Origin of the sequence: Halanaeroarchaeum sp. HSR-CO, assembly GCF_024972755.1 — an archaeon.
Taxonomy (GTDB): Archaea; Halobacteriota; Halobacteria; order Halobacteriales; family Halobacteriaceae; genus Halanaeroarchaeum.
In genome coordinates, this window is sequence record NZ_CP087724.1 from 854,485 (window position 1) to 872,632 (window position 18,148).

The window sequence follows — 18,148 nt, forward strand, 5'->3', positions numbered from 1 at the left end:
GGTCAGACCTCCGGTCGGCCGCCGTAGCGGTTCCAGATGTTACAGGTGCCTTCGTCGCTCACCATACACGGTCCGACCGGGTCCCGCGGGGTACAGACGGTTCCGAACAGCGTGCAGTCGTCCGGGTCGGCGGTCCCCGCCATGATGTCGCCACACAGGCACTGCTCGGCCAGCGGGTCGACCGGCCCGACGTCGGGGTCGATGTCGAACTGCTCGCGGGCGTCGTGGGCTGCATACGCCGGTCGGATCTCGAGGTTCCCCGATGGGATCTCGCCGAGGCCGCGCCAGGCACGGGTCGTCTGCTCGAAGACGGACCACATGGTCTCCTGGGCCGCGACGTTGCCCGCCTCGGAGACGACCCGGGGATAGGCGTTCCCCAGCCCGGGGTCGTCGGTCGCGATCATCTCGAGGAGGTCGGCGATGGCCCGCAGCACGTCGAGGGGCTCGAACCCCCCGACGACCGTCGGGATCTCGTGTTCCTCGACGAGGTCTTCGAACAGTCCGTAGCCGGTGATGGCGGCGGCGTGGCCCGCCGCGAGGAACCCGTCGATGTTCGTCTCGGGGAGTTCGGCGATCGCCTCCATCGCCGGCGGGACGTACTTGTGGACCGAGAGGACGCTGAAGTTCTCGGGCGGATCGGCGGCCAGTACCGCCGCCGTCGGGGCCGCGGTCGTCTCGAAGCCGGTGGCGAAGAAAACCACCGACTCCTCGGGGTTCGCTCTCGCGTACTCGACGGCGTCGCTGGCGCTGTAGACGACTTCGACGCTCGCCCCCTCGCGTTTCGCGTCGCGCAGGCTCCCCTCTGTTCCCGGGACCCGGAACATGTCGCCGAACGTCGCGACGGTCACGCCCGCCTCCGCGAGGGCGATTCCCTCGTCGATCTCCGGCATGTCGGTCACGCAGACCGGACAGCCCGGCCCCATCCGCACCGAGAGATCGGCCGGGAGGTTGGCCCGGAGGCCGTATTTCGCGATGGCCTCCTCGTGGGAGCCACAGACGTGCATCAGGGAGACGGGCTCGCCGATGGCGTCCATCAGCGCGTCGATCCGGTCGTAGAGGGCCCTCGCCTGGTCGTCGTCGCGAAAGCGGAGAATCGGTTCCTCCTCGTCGGTCATTCGGGGCGGCCCTCCGTCTTTTCGTCCCCGATACCGTCCAGGGACTCGACGTCGAGCGCCTCGCCGGCGTCCGCCCCGAGCAGTTCCTCGTAATACGATATGGTCTCTGCTACCTCCTCTTCGGGGATCTTCCTGATGGCGAAGCCGGCGTGGTTCAACACGTAATCGCCGACCGAGAGGTCCGCCCCGACGATGTCGATGCGGATCCACTTCTCGACGTCCCAGAACTCCGCGAGCGCCTCGTCACCGTCGATCTCCAGTACCTCGCCTGGTATACCGAGACACATGTAGTTACGAATCCTCCGTCGTCTTCGAGTCGGTTAGTGATTCTGCACCGAGCTGCCACGGATCGTTCGAGAGCAGGCGGTCGGGGACGACGTGGGCTTTCACGTCGTGGTCCGCCGCCTCGTGTTCGTCGACTGCCGACTCCTCGATGCCCTCGCCACAGGTCAGACACATCCATCGGACCGTCACGATGACCCCTCCTGGGCGACCGCCGGCTCGTCGATCGCCGTGCCGCCTCGTACCAGCTCCTCGCGCACGAGCGCGACGAGCTCGTCGAGTCCCTCGCGCACGGTCTCGGATAGCTGGAGCCCGGCGGTGACGACCGCGGGCGTCATTCCCAGCACGACGATCTCCTCGGGGACCGCGTAGGCGTGATCGCCCGCGGCCAGCGCCTCCGTGAAGGAGAAATCGTGCATGTTGATATCGAAGTCGGCGGATTCGAACGCTCCTTCCCGGTAGACGATCCGGTGGACGTCTCCCGGTTCGGCGTCGGGAACCTGGAGCGCGTCGACGACGATGGCGCGATCGGCGCCGTCCATCGCCTCGAGGGCGAAGAAGGCGGTCGTGCCGGCGTGCGAGAGGCTGACGTCCGGATGTTCGTCCAGTCCTGCGTCTCTGAGCGCGTCGACGACCGCGGCCGAGAGCCCGTCGTCGCGCATGATCTGGTTTCCGACGCCGACGACCGCCTGTTCAGTCATCACCGTCCTCCGTCGGGCTCTCGACCTCGTAGTACGGGACCGTCCCCACGACCATCGACTTGAGGAAGTCCCAGTTGCTCTTCATCACACCGAAGTAGGCGTGAAAGATCACCATCGCCGTGATCACGGCCGCCAGGACCAGGTGGAGCTGTTTGAGCGTCTCGACGGCCAGGTAGTCCGCCGGGATTCCCAGCCAGACCACCCACCAGACCGGGTCGGTCGCCATCTCGCGGTAGATGCCGAACCCCGTGAGCGCGACCAGGGCCACGAAGATGGAGATCCACCAGAAGTACGCCTTCTGTGCGGGGTGGCCGACCATCCAGTGTTCTTTGATCACGTCCCAGGTGCGACGCCCCTTGTGGTAGTTCGGCGGGTATTCGCGCACTCCCAGGAAGGCCAGCCCGATGTTGATCCCCAGTACGATGTCCGAGTACTCCGCGAGCTGGCGATGTCCGTCCACGAAAACGTGGTAGAACGGAAATAGGAGTAGCGTGACGACCACGATGAAGATGCCCGCCCACATGTGCAAGCCGAAAGCGACGTAGTAGCCGTCCCAGATGGGGACGTTCATCGGCCCGTAGTTGCCCGACCAGAGGGCGTACCCGGTGACGACGAGCACGGTCATCAGGGTCACCTGCAGCCAGTGGGCCAGCCGCGAACCGAGCGAATGACGGAGGCGTTCACCGACGATCTCCGCGTCTGACAGCTCGAAACATCTGGGATCGAAATCGCAGTACCGCTCCCAGATGTCCTCGGTCAACAACTTGTGAAGCCCCCGACGGTCGCTGGTGCTCATCGCGTCATACTCCCTCCAGGGGTCGCGGACGCGGGTTCGACCACCGATTCGTACTCCTCCTCGGGACTCTGGACGTGGACCGAACAGGCCAGACACGGATCGAACGATCGGATGGTCCGCATCACGTCGATCGGGTTCGAGACCGACTGGACGGCCATCCCCTCGGCGGACTCCTCGAAGATGCTCGGCGTACCGTCGGCCGACCGCGGCCCCAGGTTCCAGAGCGTCGGGGTGACGATCTGGTAGTTCTCGACCTGGCCGTCCTCGACGCGGACCCAGTGGGAGACGGCGCCACGAGAGGCCTCCCAGAGGCCCACGCCCTCACCCGTGAAGTCGTCGTCCCAGCCGGCGTTGTAGACGCCGTTCGGATCGAGCGCGTCGATCCAGTCGGTGAGGAGGTCGCGGACGACGAGCGTCTCCTGAGCCCTGGCGATGAGTCGATTGAGGGTGTTGCTGGCCGTCGCCCCGCCACCCAGCGTCTCCCGCAGGTCGAAGGGGTCGGCGTCGGCGGCGACCAGACGGGCCAGGGGCCCGACCTCCATCGAACGACCGTTGTACCGGGGCGCTTTCCCCCAGGAGTACGCGCCGGATTTCTCGGGGTCCGGCTCCGGCGGTTTCTCGTCCCACGGTTGGCCCCCGGAGTCGTCCGTGTACCAGGAATACTCGACGTCCTCGGTGACGGAGTCGACGATGTCAGCTTTCGATGGATGTCGGAGTTCGCCGTCGGCGTAGACGCCGCGGGGGAGTGCCAGGGAGTCCGCGTCCGTTCCGTAGAAGACCCCGTTGGCGTAGTACCGGTCGGGGCCGACGCCGACCTCGTCGGCGCCCTCCTGCTTCGCGGCGACGAGCAGGCTCACGATGTCGTGAAGCCCCTGTGCGTATTCGGACTCCACCTGCCCGTCCTGGACGTTCTCGATCACTTCGGGGACCGCGTCGGTCGGGCCGAGCCACTGGTTGACGGCCTTGATCTTCGAACGGACCTGTTCGATGGTCTCGAGATCTGGCTGGACGGCGGTGCCACCCGGTGCGTACGTGAGCGGGTGTGGCGCCCGGCCGCCGAACTCGGAGAACGCCTGCAGCACCGTCCGCTGGACCTCCAGGGCGCGCTTGTATCCCTCGCCACCCTCGCCACCGGCGACGGCGGCTGGGTTCAACCGGTCGAAGCCGGTGTCTGCGACCGCGTCTGAGTAATCCGGGCCCGCGAGGGCGAACAGATGCACCGCGTGGTTCCAGATGAAAAACAGGCCCTCCATCACGTCGCGGAGGATCCGGGCGTTCTCGGGAACGCCGTCGAAGACGCCGGCGCGCTTTGCCGCGTCCTCGATGGCCAGAATCGAGGTCTGGCGGTGGCAGGTGAAACAGACCCCACAGGTCATCTGCGTGATCTGGGGGGCGTCGGAGGGCGGTCGCCCGAGCGTGATGATCTCGATGCCACGGAACATGTCCATGTGGCTTTTGGCGTTCGTGACGACTCCGTCCTCTACCTCGAGGGTCGTGCTGTGGTGGCCTTCGATACGCGTCGTCGGATCGATTTCGATTTCCGGCATCAGTCAGTCCTCCTTTGGCTCCGGTGTTTCGTCTTCGGTGTCGCCGTACCCGACCGCCTTGCGTGCGGCGTGGGCGCCGATCCCGACGGCGGCCCCGCCGATCGCGACCTTGCCGGCGGTCTCGGCGTCGACGCCGAAGGCGTTCTGTTGCTCGATCGGTTCGTAGTAGGGCGAAAAGCGGTCCCAGAACGCCGGTTCCATGCACCCGATACACGGCGCACCGACGTTCCGACAGACGCTCGTTCCGTCGTTCCAGAGTCGTTCGGACTCGTCACAGTGGACGTACGGCCCCGCACAGCCGACCTCGTACAGACAGCCGTCCTCACCGGGTTTCTCCGCGAACTCGCCGCGGTCGAAGTACCCGCGCAGGGCGCAGGTGTCGTGGATGTTGTCCTCGAAGAACGCGAGCGGTCGATTGTACTGGTCGAGTTCCGGCGCGTGACCGTTGAGCACCGTCGCGAGTGTCAACAGGATGTAATCGGGGTGGGTCGGACAGCCGGCGAGGTTGACGACCGGAAGCCCGGCCGCGGACGTGAAGTCGGCCCCGAGGACGCCGCCCTCCTCGCGACCGTCGAACTGGAGTCCCCGGGCACCAGTGACGTTCGGGCCGAGGTCGTACAGTCGCTTCTTGTTCTCCGCGGCGGGCAGACCACCAAACGCCGAACAGTTGCCGGTCGCCACGACGTAGTCCGATTTCGGGGCGAGTTCCTGGACCCAGTCCGCCAGGGGTTTTTTCTCGCCGTTCTCGTCGTAGCCGAGCGTGGCAGCCGAGGGGATGTCCGTCGGAATCGATCCCTCGACGACGAGGACGTCCGGGTCGGTCGACATCGCATCCATCGCGGCCTCACCGCTCTCGGCCATGAGCGTGGGGTGGAAGGTCACTTCCAGTCGGAAGTCGCTGATGACCTCGCTGAGCGAGGGGTAATCGCCCTGCAGCAGGGACACCGAGTCGCCCGAACAGGACTGGCCCTGTAACCAGACGACTTCGGCGGAGCCCTCCGTCGCCTGTTCGAGGGCCGACGCGATGTCGGTCGAGTACTGTGTGATGACGCCGCCGGCGGCCATCGTTCCGGCCAGCCGGAGGAAGTTGCGGCGAGTAGTCATGAATTGTCTCCTACATTATCGTTCGATTCTCGCTATAATAAACGTAGAACACCGGTTTCAGGTGTTATGAAAACCCGCACGACTCTACAATCCACTACGCCGACAGTCGATAGAGCATTGGGGTCCTGGCTGTATCCGCGCGGTTCCCGCCGGAACGAGAAATCTTCGATCGGAACGAGTCTTGCGGTCGAAATGCACGACATCCCCTGGTCGCCCGGTTCGATCCCTCCGTTGGTGTCCACTCGGTTGTGTCGTGGTATCATACCCGGGGCTGTTGGCCGCGCTGGTCGATCCGGCGTCGCTTTCCGCCGCACCGTCGGCTCAGTGCGGAATTCCCTTGATGTGTAACTCCAGGTGCTCGACGTCGGCCGCGTGGTCGGGATCGATCCACCCGACGTCGGCGTCCGGCTTGCTGTCGAGACCGTCGACGTACGGTTTCAGATCCAGCACGGGCGTCCCGTCGAAGGCGTCGATCGCAGAGATGTCCACGCGGCCCTCTTCGATCCCGGTGATCCGAACGACGCTGAGGCCGATGGGGTTCGGCCGTCGTGGCGCTCGCGTCGCGAAGAGGCCCACGGTCCGATCGGACCACGGGGGCGTGACCGAGAGTGAGTAGCCCGCCACCCGGTCGAGGTCGAAGAGCACGTACGCGTACTCGAAGGCCTCGAGGCGATCCAGGCCGTCCACGTACGCGGGGTCGAGGTCGATCGCGAAATCGCCGGGCTCCGGGATCGGCTGAAACGGCGCTGCGCCCTCGTACGGGGTACGCAACTGACCGATCGGCTCGTATTCGACCATACGATCACCTCGGCAAACCAGCGGCAAAGCCCCATCGGACCGTCCCAGCTGTGGTGGACGACCGGGAGTTTGGGGGGCAGTGGCGGGACGGGCACCGGTGTTGCCTTCGAGCGCAGCTGATTCCGTGGCCGTCCCTACAGCACGCGCTCGTCCAGATCCTCGAGTAACGTCTCGGCGACGTCCCGCAGCGCGGGACTGGCGTCCACGGGGGAGGTTCCCTGGAGTCCGGCCGCGGCGACATCCTGGTCGTATTCGAAGGTGCCGATGACCGGCAATTCCAGGTGCTCGCGGATCATCTCCGTCTCCGCCGGTTCTCGGATCCGGTTGATGAACGCGAACACGTGCTCGATGCCGACGTCGTTGGCCAGCGAACGGATCTGGTGGGCCGTGTCTATCGACGCCCGGGAGGGTTCGATCACGACCACCATGGCGTCCATGTCGTCGGCCGTCCCTCGTCCGAGGTGTTCGATTCCCGCTTCCATATCCATGATGACGTCGTCGTAATCGAGCGCTTGTGTGACCAACGCCCGGATGAAGTTGTTCTCCGGGCACATACAGCCAGTCCCACCGCCTTCGGGAGGACCGATGGTGATGAGCCGACCAGCCGCGCCGAAGGTCGCCGAGTGCTCCTCGAGGACGTCCTCGACGTCGGGTTGCATCTGGATGAGTCCGCCGGACGAGCCGGCTCGATCCTCGATGAGATCGTTCTCTTGCGTGATCGGCGAGGGCTGTTCGACGCCGAGGGTACTGGCGAGGTTCATATCGGGGTCGCCGTCGATGGCCATCAGCGAGCGTTCATCGGCGATCGACCTGGCGAGTGCTGCGGCAAGCGTCGACTTGCCGACGCCTCCCTTTCCGGTAATTGCGAGTTTCATTGGAGTGTAGGTGGGGGAGCGGACAGTGGTTCAGTCGTCGGCGCTGGCGAGGACGTCGTCGTCGACGAGCGGCGCGCGCCGTTCGTCGAGTGCGTCGATGATCTTCTCGGCGGCGCCATCGGGCGTCTCGTCCTGAATGAGGTGGCCGCCGGTGATGTCCTTTAGGTCCTCGGTCAACACCTGTGTGACGACGTCGCTGGCTTCGATGCGTAGGCCGGGCGCCGTGTGGAGTGGAAGACCCAGCGATAGCGCCCAGGTACCGATGCTGACCGCCTTCTCGGCGATGAGCTCGGGGGCGCTCGCTGCGACCGGGAGGTCGCGGGTCGGGATCCCGCTCCCCTCGGAGATGGCACGGATGACGTTGCCGATCCGGGAGTTGTCGACACAGGATCCCATGTGAAGCACTGGGGGGAGCGGGCCGTCGAGGCCGGCGGCGTCCCCGAGGGCGTGCAGGAGTTCGGTGATGCCGTCGCCTGCCAACTCGTCGACCCGACCCGGATCGAGGTAGCCGCCCTGGGCCATGATGTGCCCGATACACCCGGTGACGACCGGGAGCACGTCGGCGGCGAGGAGGTTCTCGATGAGCTTCTCGGACATCTCGGCCTCGCGCATCTTGGGGTTCGGACAGCCGACGATGCCGACGATACCCCGGAGCTGGCCGGCCTGGATCGCGTCGACGATCGGCTGGGCCGGGTTCTCGGGATCGATCGTTTCGAGAACGTCGAGGATGGCCGTATCGGAGAAGCCGACCATCGCCTGCTGGCTGCGGTCCGGAATGTTGACGTCGTACTTCTGGCGACGCTGGCGGTCCTCGTAGCCCTCGATCGCTTCACGAACGATCTGTTTCGCGTCCTCGAGTGCGGTCTCTTCCTCGAAGGGGATGTGTTTCGCCTCCCGCATCCGGACGTAATCCATGGTGGTGATCAGCTGGGTGTGATGACACTCCATGAGGTCGGAGATGCCCGGCCAGATACACTGAATGTCCACGACCATGGCGTCGACCGCTCCGGTCGTGATCGCGAGTTCCGATTGTAGGCTGTGGGCGGCGAGCGGGATCCCGTGTCGTTCGGCGAGTTCGTTGCCGGTACAACAGATCCCGACGAGATTGATCCCCTCGGCGCCGACCGCGTGGGCCTCGTCTTCGAGCTCTCGGGCGGCTTTGACGACCATCTCGCTCAACTGCGGTGAGTGGCCGTGGACGGCCAGGTTGACCTGGTCTTCTTCGAGGACGCCGAGATGGGCCTCGGCGTTCGTCGGCGTCGGCGTCCCGAAGATGATGTCCTGCAGATCCGTGGCCATCGTGAGGCCCGCGTAGCCGTCGGCGATGCCGGCGGAAATGGCGCTTCCGAGGATGTGTTCGGTGTCGGAATCGTTGCCCTGGTGGGTCTGGGCGAGTGCCCGGGAGGCCTGTTGGTCGACGCTGGAGAGCGGGAGCAGCCCCTGCTCGTCGAGGTGTTCGCGTTGCTCGGCGGGCATCCGCTGGATCCAGTTGAGCGTCTCGCCGCCCGGCGCGAAGTCCTCGGCTGCCGCGTCGGCGACCGCCCGAGCGACCTCGTTGACGTCTCCGTCGGACTGGACGCCGACGTCGGCGGCGATCGTTCGGAGTTTCGACTCGTCTTTGATCTCGTAATCCGCGACGCCGCCGTCCGCGATCTCGGAGAGCAGTTCGACGGCTTCGCGTGCGTGATGGGAGTGTGCCGATACGCCACCGGCGATCTCCCGGTACAGGTTGCGCGAGACGACCGTTCCTGGGGTCGCACCGCAAACCCCTCTGTCCTGCCCGTACTGGTCGTCGTCGCTCACGCGACATGGCCCCATATAACAGATATCACAACAGCTACCAGCCGTCCCGAACGGACACTGTGGCTGGCTCTCTTCGAGACGATCGACCGGCATCTCGTACTCTACTTCTCGCTGGACGTCGAGTGTCCGGTCTGCACTATCTCGGGGGCCAAAATCGAAGACGGGATCCGGTGTTTTCTCGCTCATCGTCCCAGTATTGGATCCCACAGGAAAGTAACGGCCCCCTCAGAATGGTGGCTGGTTATCCATACGGGGCAACCCGACCGACTGACCGCCGACTCGTGTCGGATCGGCACAATACCATTGTGCAATTGTACGTCGTTTCGTTCACACGGGCTGACACCACCATACTGGGGCGATCACTGGACCAGTACCGTCGCTCGGCCGATCAGAGCGTCTCGAACACCCGATCGCCGCTGACGACCTCCGGAACGATGACCTTGTCTGCGCCGACCCGCCGGGCGACCGCCTCGTCCATCTCGTCGCCGGCCCTGACGACCACGCGGACCATCGGGGCGAGTTGGCTCGCCGTGACCGCGACCTTGACGTTCGTGTCGGTGTCGTCGACGGCGCCGATGACCGTCGATGCGCGATCGATGCCCGCGGCGGTGAGTGCGTCCTCACGTCGGGCGTCGCCCTGGACCACGAAGTGATCGTCCGCCAGGGCCCGTTCGTACTGGACGTCGTCCGCTTCGACGACCACGACCGGTCGATCGGCGATGGCTAACCGATTGGCGATGGTCTTGCCGAAGGTGCCGTACCCGCAGACGACGACGTGATTCTCGAGTTCGTCGATGGAGCTTTGCATCTGCATGCGATTGACCTCCTCCGTGATTCGGCCACCGAACGCGGCGGAGAACACCGTCTCACCGGTCCACAGTCCGGCGACGACCAGTCCACTCAGGACGACGATGGCGTACGCTTTCACCAGCGTTACCGGACCGTCGTGATGCTGGAAGTACAACTCGATGGACGTCGGGTCGAGCAACCAGAAGAGCGCCTCGATGATTCCGACGCCGGCGATGAGCCGGAAGCCGACGACACCGGCCACGACCACGGCCGCGAACGCCAGTATCGGCCGGAGGAGCCGTCGTAGTAGCGAGCGACGAGCGAACGCTCGGAACACGGCGTGGATCGGGTTCATCGGCGACACACCACCTGGCGCTGTCGATACTGCGGCGTCGTCCGAATGTCGTGAGTGGTTCCAGACACGGTGGGGAGTTACGAACCGGTTGCGATGGGAGTGATATAGGCGTTCCTACTGTGACAGTGTTCGGTACAATCGTGGGAATCGTGTGGTGGTCAGCGAACCGGTCCTCGGTCAGTCTTCCGATCCTCGATCGTCTTCGATCGTCCGCGTCGCGAACGTCTCGATGCGATCGAAGGCCGTCTCGAGGTCCGCCATGCTCGAGGCGAAGCTGATCCTGAGGTGCCCCTCGCCGGCGTCGCCGAACCCGACACCCGGCGCGGTCACGATGCCGGTCTCGTCGACGAGTCTCGTCGCGACGTCGAGACTCGAGTCCCCCAGTGCGCGCACGTCGGGAAAGACGTAGAAACCGCCCTGAGGCGCCGGCGCGTCGACACCCGGGATCGATTCGAGCCGGTCGACGACGTATTCGCGACGTCGTGCGTACGCCTCTTGCATCTCCTGGATCGGTTCCTGAGGCCCCTCCATGGCCGCGAGGAGCGCGTGCTGGGAGACACTCGATGCGCAGGTGCTAAACGCCTGGTGGAGCTGGGCCAGCGTGTCGACGAAGGGTGCCGGGCCGAGCAGCCAGCCCACACGCCACCCCGTCATCGCGTAGGTCTTCGACGCCGAATTCGCCACGACGACGCGGTCGTAGTCGGTCAGGCTGGCGACGCTCTCGAACTCGCCGTCGTAGACCAGTCGCCAGTAGACCTCGTCGGCGATGACCCAGGCGTCGTGCTCGGCGGCCGCGTCGACGACCGTGGCAATGGCGTCGGCGTCGAACACCTGGCCCGTCGGGTTGGATGGCGTCGAGAGGATGACGGCTGCGGTATCGTCGTCGATGGTGTCGGCTACTCGCTCCGCGTCGAGGGCGAAGTCGTCGACCGGGCGCAGTGGGACCGTCGTGAGCGAGGCGGTCGCCACACCGATCTGCGTGAAGTAACTGGGCCAGGCTGGCGTCGGGACGACGACCTCGTCGCCGGGGTCGGCCACGGCCATGATAGCGAAGGCCAACCCCTGGATCGCTCCGGTCGTCACTGCGATCTCGGCGTCTGGGTCCACGGTGACGCCGTGGTCGGCGTAGTCGCGGGCGATCGCCGCCCGGAGTGGCTCGATACCAAAGTTGCTCGTGTAGTGTGTCTGTCCGCTCGTGGCGGCGGCCAGTGCGGCGTCGACGATGTGCGCGGGCGTGTCGAAGTCGGGGTCGCCGAAGGCGAGGTTGATTACGTCACCGCCGCGGTTCTCGGCACGGTCGACCATCGCGCGCATCGGAGTCGACTCGAGCGATCGGACGCGCTCGGAGAGCGTCTTTCGGAGGGGCGTTCGGTTCACACCGTGGTGTCGATGGAACGGCCCATAGCTGTTGGGGACGCTCGGCGCTATCGGACGGGGGAGCGGAGAAAACCGCCGTCGCTCACTCGCCCAGAACGTTCTGGAGCGCGTCGGACTGTTTCATCCGACCCCAGATGAAGAGGACCGCGATGAACGGCCACAGTGGGAGGAGTACGAGCGCGATACCCGCCGCGATGATGATCCCGAACGCCGACATCTCGGGTGGGTTGTGCCACGGGGTCGGCTGGGTGACTGAGTCGGTCATACCTGGTCCTTTGGAGCCATCCCTCTAATCCGTGACGGTTGTGGTCGGCCGGTTCGATCCCGACCTCGGCCCCGCCTCTCGGCCCACTTTGGCGGTTCCGTGATCACTGGAACATCCCGGGCTGACCGGCATCCGTTCGGCCACCCTGTTGTTCCTCGACCATCTGCTGGTACTGCTGGGCGATCTGGGACATCCGCTTCTGGATGTCGTCTGCCTGTTGTTCGAGCTCCGAGGTGTCGATGTCGAAGTCGACCAGTGGTTCGAGGGCGTTCTCGACGACCTCCTGGGCCGCTCCCGGGTCCGGCAGGAACGGGTGTGCTTTGACGATGAGGACCGCCGCCGGGACGCCACCGTGGAAACACGCCTGCACGAGGGCACCGGTCACGCCGCCGACGAGCCCGGGCTCCTCCGCGAGGTCGATATCGGCGTCCTGGAGTTTCTGTCGCATCCCGTCGGTCGTCGCGATGCCGTTGACCTGCCCGCGTTCGGATTCGCTTTCGGCGGGAGCACCGGCCAGGAAGATGGCCTGTCCGAACTCGTCCGAGAGATCCTGGAGGACGCACTTGGATAGCGGTTCGAAGGACTGCGGCGGCAACGCCATATCACTCTGGAGGGTCATGATTGCGGGATCGGTCCCGGCGTACACCCGGACGGGATCACGAACCATGCCGTCCTCGAAGGTCACGACCGGTGGAAACTCGTCGGCCGAGATGTTGCCGTGGTGTTCCAGTCCGAGCTGGCGGGTGATCTGGTCCACGGCGATGGATGCTACGAGCCCGTGGCCCGGGAGGCCCTCGATGAGCGTCGGCTCCGCCGCTTCCATGGGGGTCAACTGATCGAAGGTGGCCGGATCGGTGCTGCTCATGCGAAACAGTTCGGTCGGTTGGCACGTAAAGATACGCCTCGGTCGCCGAGTTTCGCGCGTTGGCCATCCGAAAGCACTTTCATTCAGTTCGATAAACGGGCGAACGAATGAGACGGGTTCCCGGAGTACCTCGGTCGCCCTGGAGTCCCTCCGATGGTTGACGCCCTGGCCGTGGCGTCGGGGAAGGGTGGAACCGGCAAGACGACGGCGACGCTCGCCCTCGGGATGGCGCTGGCACGTGACTACGACGTGACGGTGGTCGACACGGACACCGGGATGGCGAATCTCCTCTTTCACGCCGGCCTGGCTGACGTCGACGTGACCTTACACGACCTGCTGGTCGCCGACCGCGAGGCAACCCTCGAGGAAGCGACGTGCGACCGGTTCGGGATGCGCATCGTCCCGTGCGGGACGAGTCTCGAGGCCTTCCAGGCGGCGGACCCGACCCGCCTTCGTGGGGTCATCGCCGACCTCGCCGCGGACACGGACGTCTTGCTTCTGGACTCCCCGGCGACCCTCGGGAGTCGCGGCGCGGTACTGCCCGTCGCCCTGGCCGACCGCATCGTCCTGGTGGTTCAGCCGACCATCCCGGCGATAACTGACGCGCTCAAGGTCCAGGAGTACGCGACGGCCTACGGGACCGGCGTCGCCGGCGTCCTGTTCAACAAGGTCCACGACCCTGCGTCGGTCGACCGGATCGTCGACCGCGCTGGTCAGTACTTCGAGGGACCGATCATCGGGACCGTCCCGATGGACGACGCCGCCAGGGAGGCCCGCCGGGCGGGAACGCCGCTGCTCGCCCACGCTCCCGACAGCGATGCCGGCGGCGCGTACCGCGACGCGGCCGACGCCATCGACGTCGCCGTGGGCGAACCCGAAGCGTTCGCCGACCGCTTCCGGAACGCCGTCATCCCCGATCCACCATGACGTTGCCGTCGGGACAGGCGACCTTCGACCGCGTGGTGACGGGCCTCAGCGACCCGCTCGAAACGGCCCTCGAACGGGAGTTGACCGGCTACGCGGAGATCGTTCCTCAGGCGGCGCTCCTGCTCGACGTATCGGGCTCGGGCGTCGTGTGGTTCGAAGCGGGGATTCCGACACACGCGACGCACACCGGGACCGGAGCGACGGGGACGGACGTACTCGCAGAGCTCGCGGCGACCGGCCCATTTCGTGTCAGACTGGTCGCGCTGTCGCCCAGCGAACTCGATGTCCGTCCCGAGGGAGCGAGTCTTCCACCGGACGCCCCGGCGGAGCGCCTGGCCGGCGACGAGTCGCTCGCGACTCGAACGAGAGAACGGACTGGCGCCGTCGAAGCGCGACCTGCGGAGCAAGGCCTCGACGCGGTCGAGGCGTTCCTCGAGGACGACCAGAAGATTCGGGCGATCCGCGAGCGTGCGCGGGCCGAGGCGAAGCGGAAGGCGGCGGCGTGGGGGTTCGACGACCTCGGTGGCTCACAGCAGTCCGGACCCGGCGAAGGCGAGGAACGTGACGAGGACCAGCGCTCCGGAGTGTAACAGCCCCTCGTAGACCCCCCGACCGGCGACACCGGCGAACCAGCCACTGGCGAGAACCGTGGCCTGGGTCAGGAGGTAGAACATCGGTGGCCTTGTCGGCCCACCAGAGAGAGCCGCGGTCTGGCCACCGACGGGAACGGTGGTTCCCAGCGCGGCCACGTTGACGGCGACGACGATACCGACGACGAGCAGCGAGGCCGCCCAGCCGATGGCGAGAAAGAGCGACATCTCGTCTTTGACGGCTCGCTCCTGGTGGTACAATCGCCCCGCCTCGCTCTGGAGGGCCTCGAACGCCGCTGCCGTCTGACTGCCCGCGTCCAGCGCTCCCGCGATCATACCGACGGTCCGCTCGGCGAGCGGCGTTCCTACCCGGTCGACGAACCGGTCGAGTGCCGCTCCCCTGACCGGCCGGTCGTTCTGGGCAACGCGGAGGTCGATCGCCAGATCGGCCACGTCCGGGTCGAGCGGGCCGAGTCGCTCGTCGTCGGCGACGTGTTCGGCCGCCTCGGTGAACGACCGGCCGAGGTGGACCTGGTGGGCGACCTCGTGCAGGAACGCCGGCAGATACCGGTCTTTCGCGGCGTCGCGTTTCGCCCGGCGCCACTCGATCAGTCCGACTGGGAGGGCCACCAGCACGTATCCGGTGGTGAGTGCCGTGTATACCGGTGTCCCGTGGCTAGCGAACCAGCCGACGAGGACGGTCCCGAGGGGTACGAGGAGGACGAGGGCGTTCGCTGGATTCCGGTGGGCCGTCGCGACCACGCGCCACAGCGTGTTCGAACTCCGGTACCGAGACCACCGATACCCCGCCGGGCGCAGGACGTAGACGAGACCACTCGCCCCGAATCCGAGGACGAGGACGACCAGCGCACTCACCGGGGAGACCAGCACCTGTCCTCGGATCCATCGGGCCGTCTCGACCGCCGGGAGCGACGTCGTCTCGGATAGCCCCGAGGCGACTGCGACCGTGACGACGGCCACCGCGGGTAGCACGAGCAAGACGACGAATAACTGGACGACACTCCCGAGATACCGCTTGGCGGTACCGGCGCGCTGGGCGTCCTGTCTCGCGAGCATCCGACTCTCCAGGTGCAAGAACCGAGCGAGCGCCTGCGGGCCTTCGCGCGCTCGCAAGCGGAGTGTCAACAAGAACGGCGCGAGACGCTGCCTGGAGGGCGTATCACGCGCTATGATCCGAATCGCGTCGTCGACGGTTCCCGTGATCGATGCGGTCCCCTGGATACGCTGGAACGCTCGTGCGGTCTCACCGAATGCGCGCTCGCGCTCGGCCACCTGGGCGATGAGCGATCGAACGTCGGTCGTGCCGGAGGCGAGGACGTGCATGTACCGCACGGTCCGGGGGAGACTCCGTTCGATCCGATCGCGCTGTCGCCGGGCGCGCCGCTCGAGGAGCACGACGGCACCGCGAATCGTCGCCCGTTTCCCGAGTAGCCCGAAACCGAGCGCGAGAAGGGGCGTTATCACCTTCTCGACGAAAGACGGCGAAAGCAGCGGCAACGCACTCAGTCCAGCGACGAGCCGGCGATCGACGACCGGCGGGAGCGCCTGTCCGAACGCGTAGCCGATGCCCGCGGTGAGGGCGAACGCGATCCAGGACAGTCCGTAGAGGCGTCCCAGGAATACTGTGATGTCTCCCGACCCGGTCGTCGCACGGAACAACTGGCGAAGGTGCGCGGTTCGAGGAGCGTTGGGATTTCGGGCGAACGCGAGTGTCAGCACGCCGTCCAGCATCGTCCACGACCGTTCGCTCATTCGGATAGCACCCGGTGGATGCGTTCGACGGTGGCCGCCTCGTCGGTGCGGAGGTCGGCGAGGAAGGAGAACAGTTCGTCCGTCTCGTCGATGCCCGCCGTCCGGAGATAACGCACGTAGCGGACGCGACGCTGGTGGGCGGCCGCCAGGTCCTCGACCGACCGGCCGCTTCTCGACGCCAGCGATTCGAGGAACGTGGCGAACTGGGGTCCCCCATCGGCGTCGTCCGGTTCGTTGCGGACCGCTCGAAGCCCACACTGCGTGCTGTCGACGACGATCCGTCCACCGTCCGGATCACACGTCGGAGTCTCAACCGCCGTAACCGCCGTCTGTCCCTCGACGGTCCGCACGGTCAGGACGAGGTCGAGGGATCCGAGGGTGTAGAGCGGTAGCCCCTTGCCGACGGCTCTGTGGGCGAAGGCGGCGAAGTCGTCGGCGTTCGCGGAGACGAGCAGTCCCTGCCCCCTCGCGAGCGCGTCGCCGAAGTGACGGAACGCCGCCTCGCGCTCGAGCGCTGTCATGACGGTCACGTCCGGGCGGAGGTCGGTGGCGCGTTCCAGCGGGGCCGTCCCGTCCGCCGCCGGGACGAGCGCGTCGGTCGTCAGCGAGATGTCCGTCTCGTGGGGAAGTGTCACCGATCGGGTTCGATCGGCAATCGTCACTGGCTGGTCCTCGAGGGGGACGAACGGTGCGTGTGCCTCGACGAGCGATGCCGGTCTGGCCCGTTCTGGGCCCACGATCGCGATGGCCTGGTGGTGTTCGATGGCGAGCCAGAGTAGCCCGACGAGTTCGGGCTCGAGGGTGCCTGCCTCGAGCGCGTCGACCGGAGTTACTGGATCGAGGCCACGTTTGTCGATCGAGATGTAGGGCCCGTCTGCGCTGGCCGACGGGAGCGCGACAGAGCAGCCGATCGCCATGCCCGGCTCGGGTTCGAACGACACCGATGCATGCGGTGTTCGCGGGCCGAGTTCGACCCCACCCGCGCCCGCGAGGCGTTTGGCGAGCGTGACGAAGCGGCGTTCGGCTTCGAACATCGCCGTCATCGGAAGTCTCCCCTCGTGTTCGAAAGCACCTGGTCTGGGGACGACCGTGATCCGCTCTCCGACCCGGTTCGCCTCGACTCGTTCGAGATGGGGGTCTCTGATGGGGATCGTCAGTCGATCCTCGCCGACCAGGTCCCGGACGACGAGGAAAACGAGGTCGTCGATGCGTTCGTCGAGATCTCGCCCGAGAACCGGTGGATCGAGGACGCCGATGGTCGCGAGTGCACCGCGGAGTCCACGTCTCACGACTCCGAGCGCGGATCGAGTGGATTCAGCCACGAGCTTCCGTTTCAACAGTCGGCGCGCCCGGTCCTCGACGTACCTCACCCGGTCCGCGACCACCTTCCCCACGGATTCCTCGACGAGTCGCGCCTCGACCGTCGCGAGGAGCTCGTCGTCGCCCGGCAGTCGGACCGGATCGTGAACGTGGTACTTGGTTTCGAAGACGTCCCCGCCGAGGACGCGTTCCCGATAGACCGTCACCGGCACGTCTCTGTGGTGGAACGTGACCGTATACCTGGCCAGTCGCTCGCTCAGAAATCGATCGAGGTAGGGATCGTCGGTAGAGAACTCGGTCCTGGCGGGCGCGAAATCCACGGTATGGACCACGATATCGTCGCCGCTCGCGTCCGCGACGCGGATGCGATCGTCCAGCGCCAGCGGCGTGAGCGACCCCAGCCCCTGGACGGACGCCGTCAGGTGATAGCCCAGTCGCCGTCGCTGATCCGGGGTCGTCTCGGTCATCCGGTCGACGACCTGGCGGTATGGACGCGCGAGTCCCGACTCCAGCCGCTCGACCGTGCCTTCACGTGTCCGCGGGCGGTTCACGTCTTCGACGCCGTCGAGATAGGTCTCGACGCGGGTGGCAGCCGCTCGCGTCTCGGCCGCGATCGGCGGTGTTCTGGTCTCGTACTCGAATCCATCGTCGCCATCTCGGACGGTCGCCACGATGTCCGGGCCGATGCGGTACTGCTCCCGCACGGCCGGGGCGTACCACGCCGTCGCCGCCCCTGGCGAAGCGGGCGACGGGACGGTCGCCGGTAACGGATCGGCCATTGGATAACGCTCCTGTGCCCGATAATTAAAAGGTTCGTACTCGCTGTGAAAACACGATGGCGTTCGGGATGTCCCGGTTACCGTCCC

The 18,148-nt window shown here is 66.3% G+C and carries 18 protein-coding genes; 2 read left to right on the top strand and 16 right to left on the bottom strand.

The window, feature by feature from the left end:
- Positions 1-2 precede the first annotated feature (2 nt).
- The 14 genes from hypD to HSRCO_RS04460 all read right to left on the bottom strand — a co-directional run bounded on the left by hypD (position 3) and on the right by HSRCO_RS04460 (position 12,672).
- Entirely contained in the window at positions 3-1,115 is a 1,113-nt protein-coding gene (gene hypD / locus HSRCO_RS04395; protein ID WP_259519200.1) for a hydrogenase formation protein HypD, read from the bottom strand.
- Positions 1,112-1,402 (bottom strand): HypC/HybG/HupF family hydrogenase formation chaperone, encoded by a 291-nt coding sequence (locus HSRCO_RS04400; RefSeq protein ID WP_259519201.1) that lies wholly within the window; start codon positions 1,400-1,402, stop codon positions 1,112-1,114. The genes hypD and HSRCO_RS04400 overlap by 4 nt, the downstream gene beginning before the upstream one ends.
- A gap of 4 nt (positions 1,403-1,406) precedes the next feature.
- Positions 1,407-1,589: a hypothetical protein gene (locus HSRCO_RS04405; protein ID WP_259519202.1), complete on the bottom strand. Its 183-nt coding sequence runs from the start codon at positions 1,587-1,589 to the stop codon at positions 1,407-1,409.
- Positions 1,586-2,098 (bottom strand): hydrogenase maturation protease, encoded by a 513-nt coding sequence (locus tag HSRCO_RS04410; protein WP_259519203.1) that lies wholly within the window; start codon positions 2,096-2,098, stop codon positions 1,586-1,588. Before HSRCO_RS04410 ends, HSRCO_RS04405 begins: the two co-directional genes overlap by 4 nt.
- Complete coding sequence (locus HSRCO_RS04415; RefSeq protein WP_259519204.1) at positions 2,091-2,894, bottom strand: cytochrome b/b6 domain-containing protein; 804 nt, start codon at positions 2,892-2,894, stop codon at positions 2,091-2,093. The genes HSRCO_RS04410 and HSRCO_RS04415 overlap by 8 nt, the downstream gene beginning before the upstream one ends.
- Complete coding sequence (locus HSRCO_RS04420) at positions 2,891-4,441, bottom strand: nickel-dependent hydrogenase large subunit (protein ID WP_259519205.1); 1,551 nt, start codon at positions 4,439-4,441, stop codon at positions 2,891-2,893. The genes HSRCO_RS04415 and HSRCO_RS04420 overlap by 4 nt, the downstream gene beginning before the upstream one ends.
- 3 nt (positions 4,442-4,444) lie before the next feature.
- Positions 4,445-5,545: a hydrogenase small subunit gene (locus tag HSRCO_RS04425; RefSeq protein ID WP_259519206.1), complete on the bottom strand. Its 1,101-nt coding sequence runs from the start codon at positions 5,543-5,545 to the stop codon at positions 4,445-4,447.
- A gap of 321 nt (positions 5,546-5,866) precedes the next feature.
- Entirely contained in the window at positions 5,867-6,343 is a 477-nt protein-coding gene (gene tsaA / locus HSRCO_RS04430) for a tRNA (N6-threonylcarbamoyladenosine(37)-N6)-methyltransferase TrmO (protein ID WP_259519207.1), read from the bottom strand.
- A 134-nt stretch (positions 6,344-6,477) separates the two neighbouring features.
- The gene (locus tag HSRCO_RS04435) at positions 6,478-7,218 is read right to left on the bottom strand and encodes an AAA family ATPase (protein WP_259519208.1); all 741 of its coding nucleotides are present in this window, start codon (positions 7,216-7,218) and stop codon (positions 6,478-6,480) included.
- A gap of 30 nt (positions 7,219-7,248) precedes the next feature.
- A complete protein-coding gene (gene cooS, locus HSRCO_RS04440) occupies positions 7,249-9,207 on the bottom strand; it encodes an anaerobic carbon-monoxide dehydrogenase catalytic subunit (protein ID WP_259519209.1) in 1,959 nt (652 codons plus the stop codon).
- 202 nt (positions 9,208-9,409) lie between these two features.
- Positions 9,410-10,165: a TrkA family potassium uptake protein gene (locus HSRCO_RS04445; protein WP_259519210.1), complete on the bottom strand. Its 756-nt coding sequence runs from the start codon at positions 10,163-10,165 to the stop codon at positions 9,410-9,412.
- 177 nt (positions 10,166-10,342) lie between these two features.
- Positions 10,343-11,542, bottom strand: coding sequence for a pyridoxal phosphate-dependent aminotransferase (locus tag HSRCO_RS04450; protein WP_259519211.1), 1,200 nt, complete (start codon positions 11,540-11,542; stop codon positions 10,343-10,345).
- 82 nt (positions 11,543-11,624) lie between these two features.
- Positions 11,625-11,807 carry a hypothetical protein gene (locus HSRCO_RS04455; protein WP_259519212.1) on the bottom strand — a complete coding sequence of 61 codons (183 nt, stop codon included), beginning with the start codon at positions 11,805-11,807 and terminating at the stop codon, positions 11,625-11,627.
- A 103-nt stretch (positions 11,808-11,910) separates the two neighbouring features.
- Positions 11,911-12,672: a proteasome assembly chaperone family protein gene (locus HSRCO_RS04460; RefSeq protein ID WP_259519213.1), complete on the bottom strand. Its 762-nt coding sequence runs from the start codon at positions 12,670-12,672 to the stop codon at positions 11,911-11,913.
- Between the two features lie 153 nt (positions 12,673-12,825).
- Between HSRCO_RS04460 and HSRCO_RS04465 the strand changes: the two genes are divergently transcribed.
- The gene (locus HSRCO_RS04465) at positions 12,826-13,599 is read left to right on the top strand and encodes a P-loop NTPase (protein ID WP_259519214.1); all 774 of its coding nucleotides are present in this window, start codon (positions 12,826-12,828) and stop codon (positions 13,597-13,599) included.
- Entirely contained in the window at positions 13,596-14,189 is a 594-nt protein-coding gene (locus tag HSRCO_RS04470; RefSeq protein WP_259519215.1) for a hypothetical protein, read from the top strand. Before HSRCO_RS04465 ends, HSRCO_RS04470 begins: the two co-directional genes overlap by 4 nt.
- On the opposite strand, the gene HSRCO_RS04475 is transcribed toward HSRCO_RS04470, so the two are convergent.
- Together HSRCO_RS04475 and HSRCO_RS04480 are read right to left on the bottom strand one after the other, a co-directional pair.
- Positions 14,127-15,962, bottom strand: a complete 1,836-nt coding sequence (locus tag HSRCO_RS04475) for a type II secretion system F family protein (RefSeq protein ID WP_259519216.1) — start codon at positions 15,960-15,962, stop codon at positions 14,127-14,129. The two genes, HSRCO_RS04470 and HSRCO_RS04475, sit on opposite strands and share 63 nt — an antisense overlap.
- Positions 15,959-18,061, bottom strand: a complete 2,103-nt coding sequence (locus HSRCO_RS04480) for a secretion system protein (protein ID WP_259519217.1) — start codon at positions 18,059-18,061, stop codon at positions 15,959-15,961. The genes HSRCO_RS04475 and HSRCO_RS04480 overlap by 4 nt, the downstream gene beginning before the upstream one ends.
- Between the last annotated feature and the right edge of the window lie 87 nt (positions 18,062-18,148).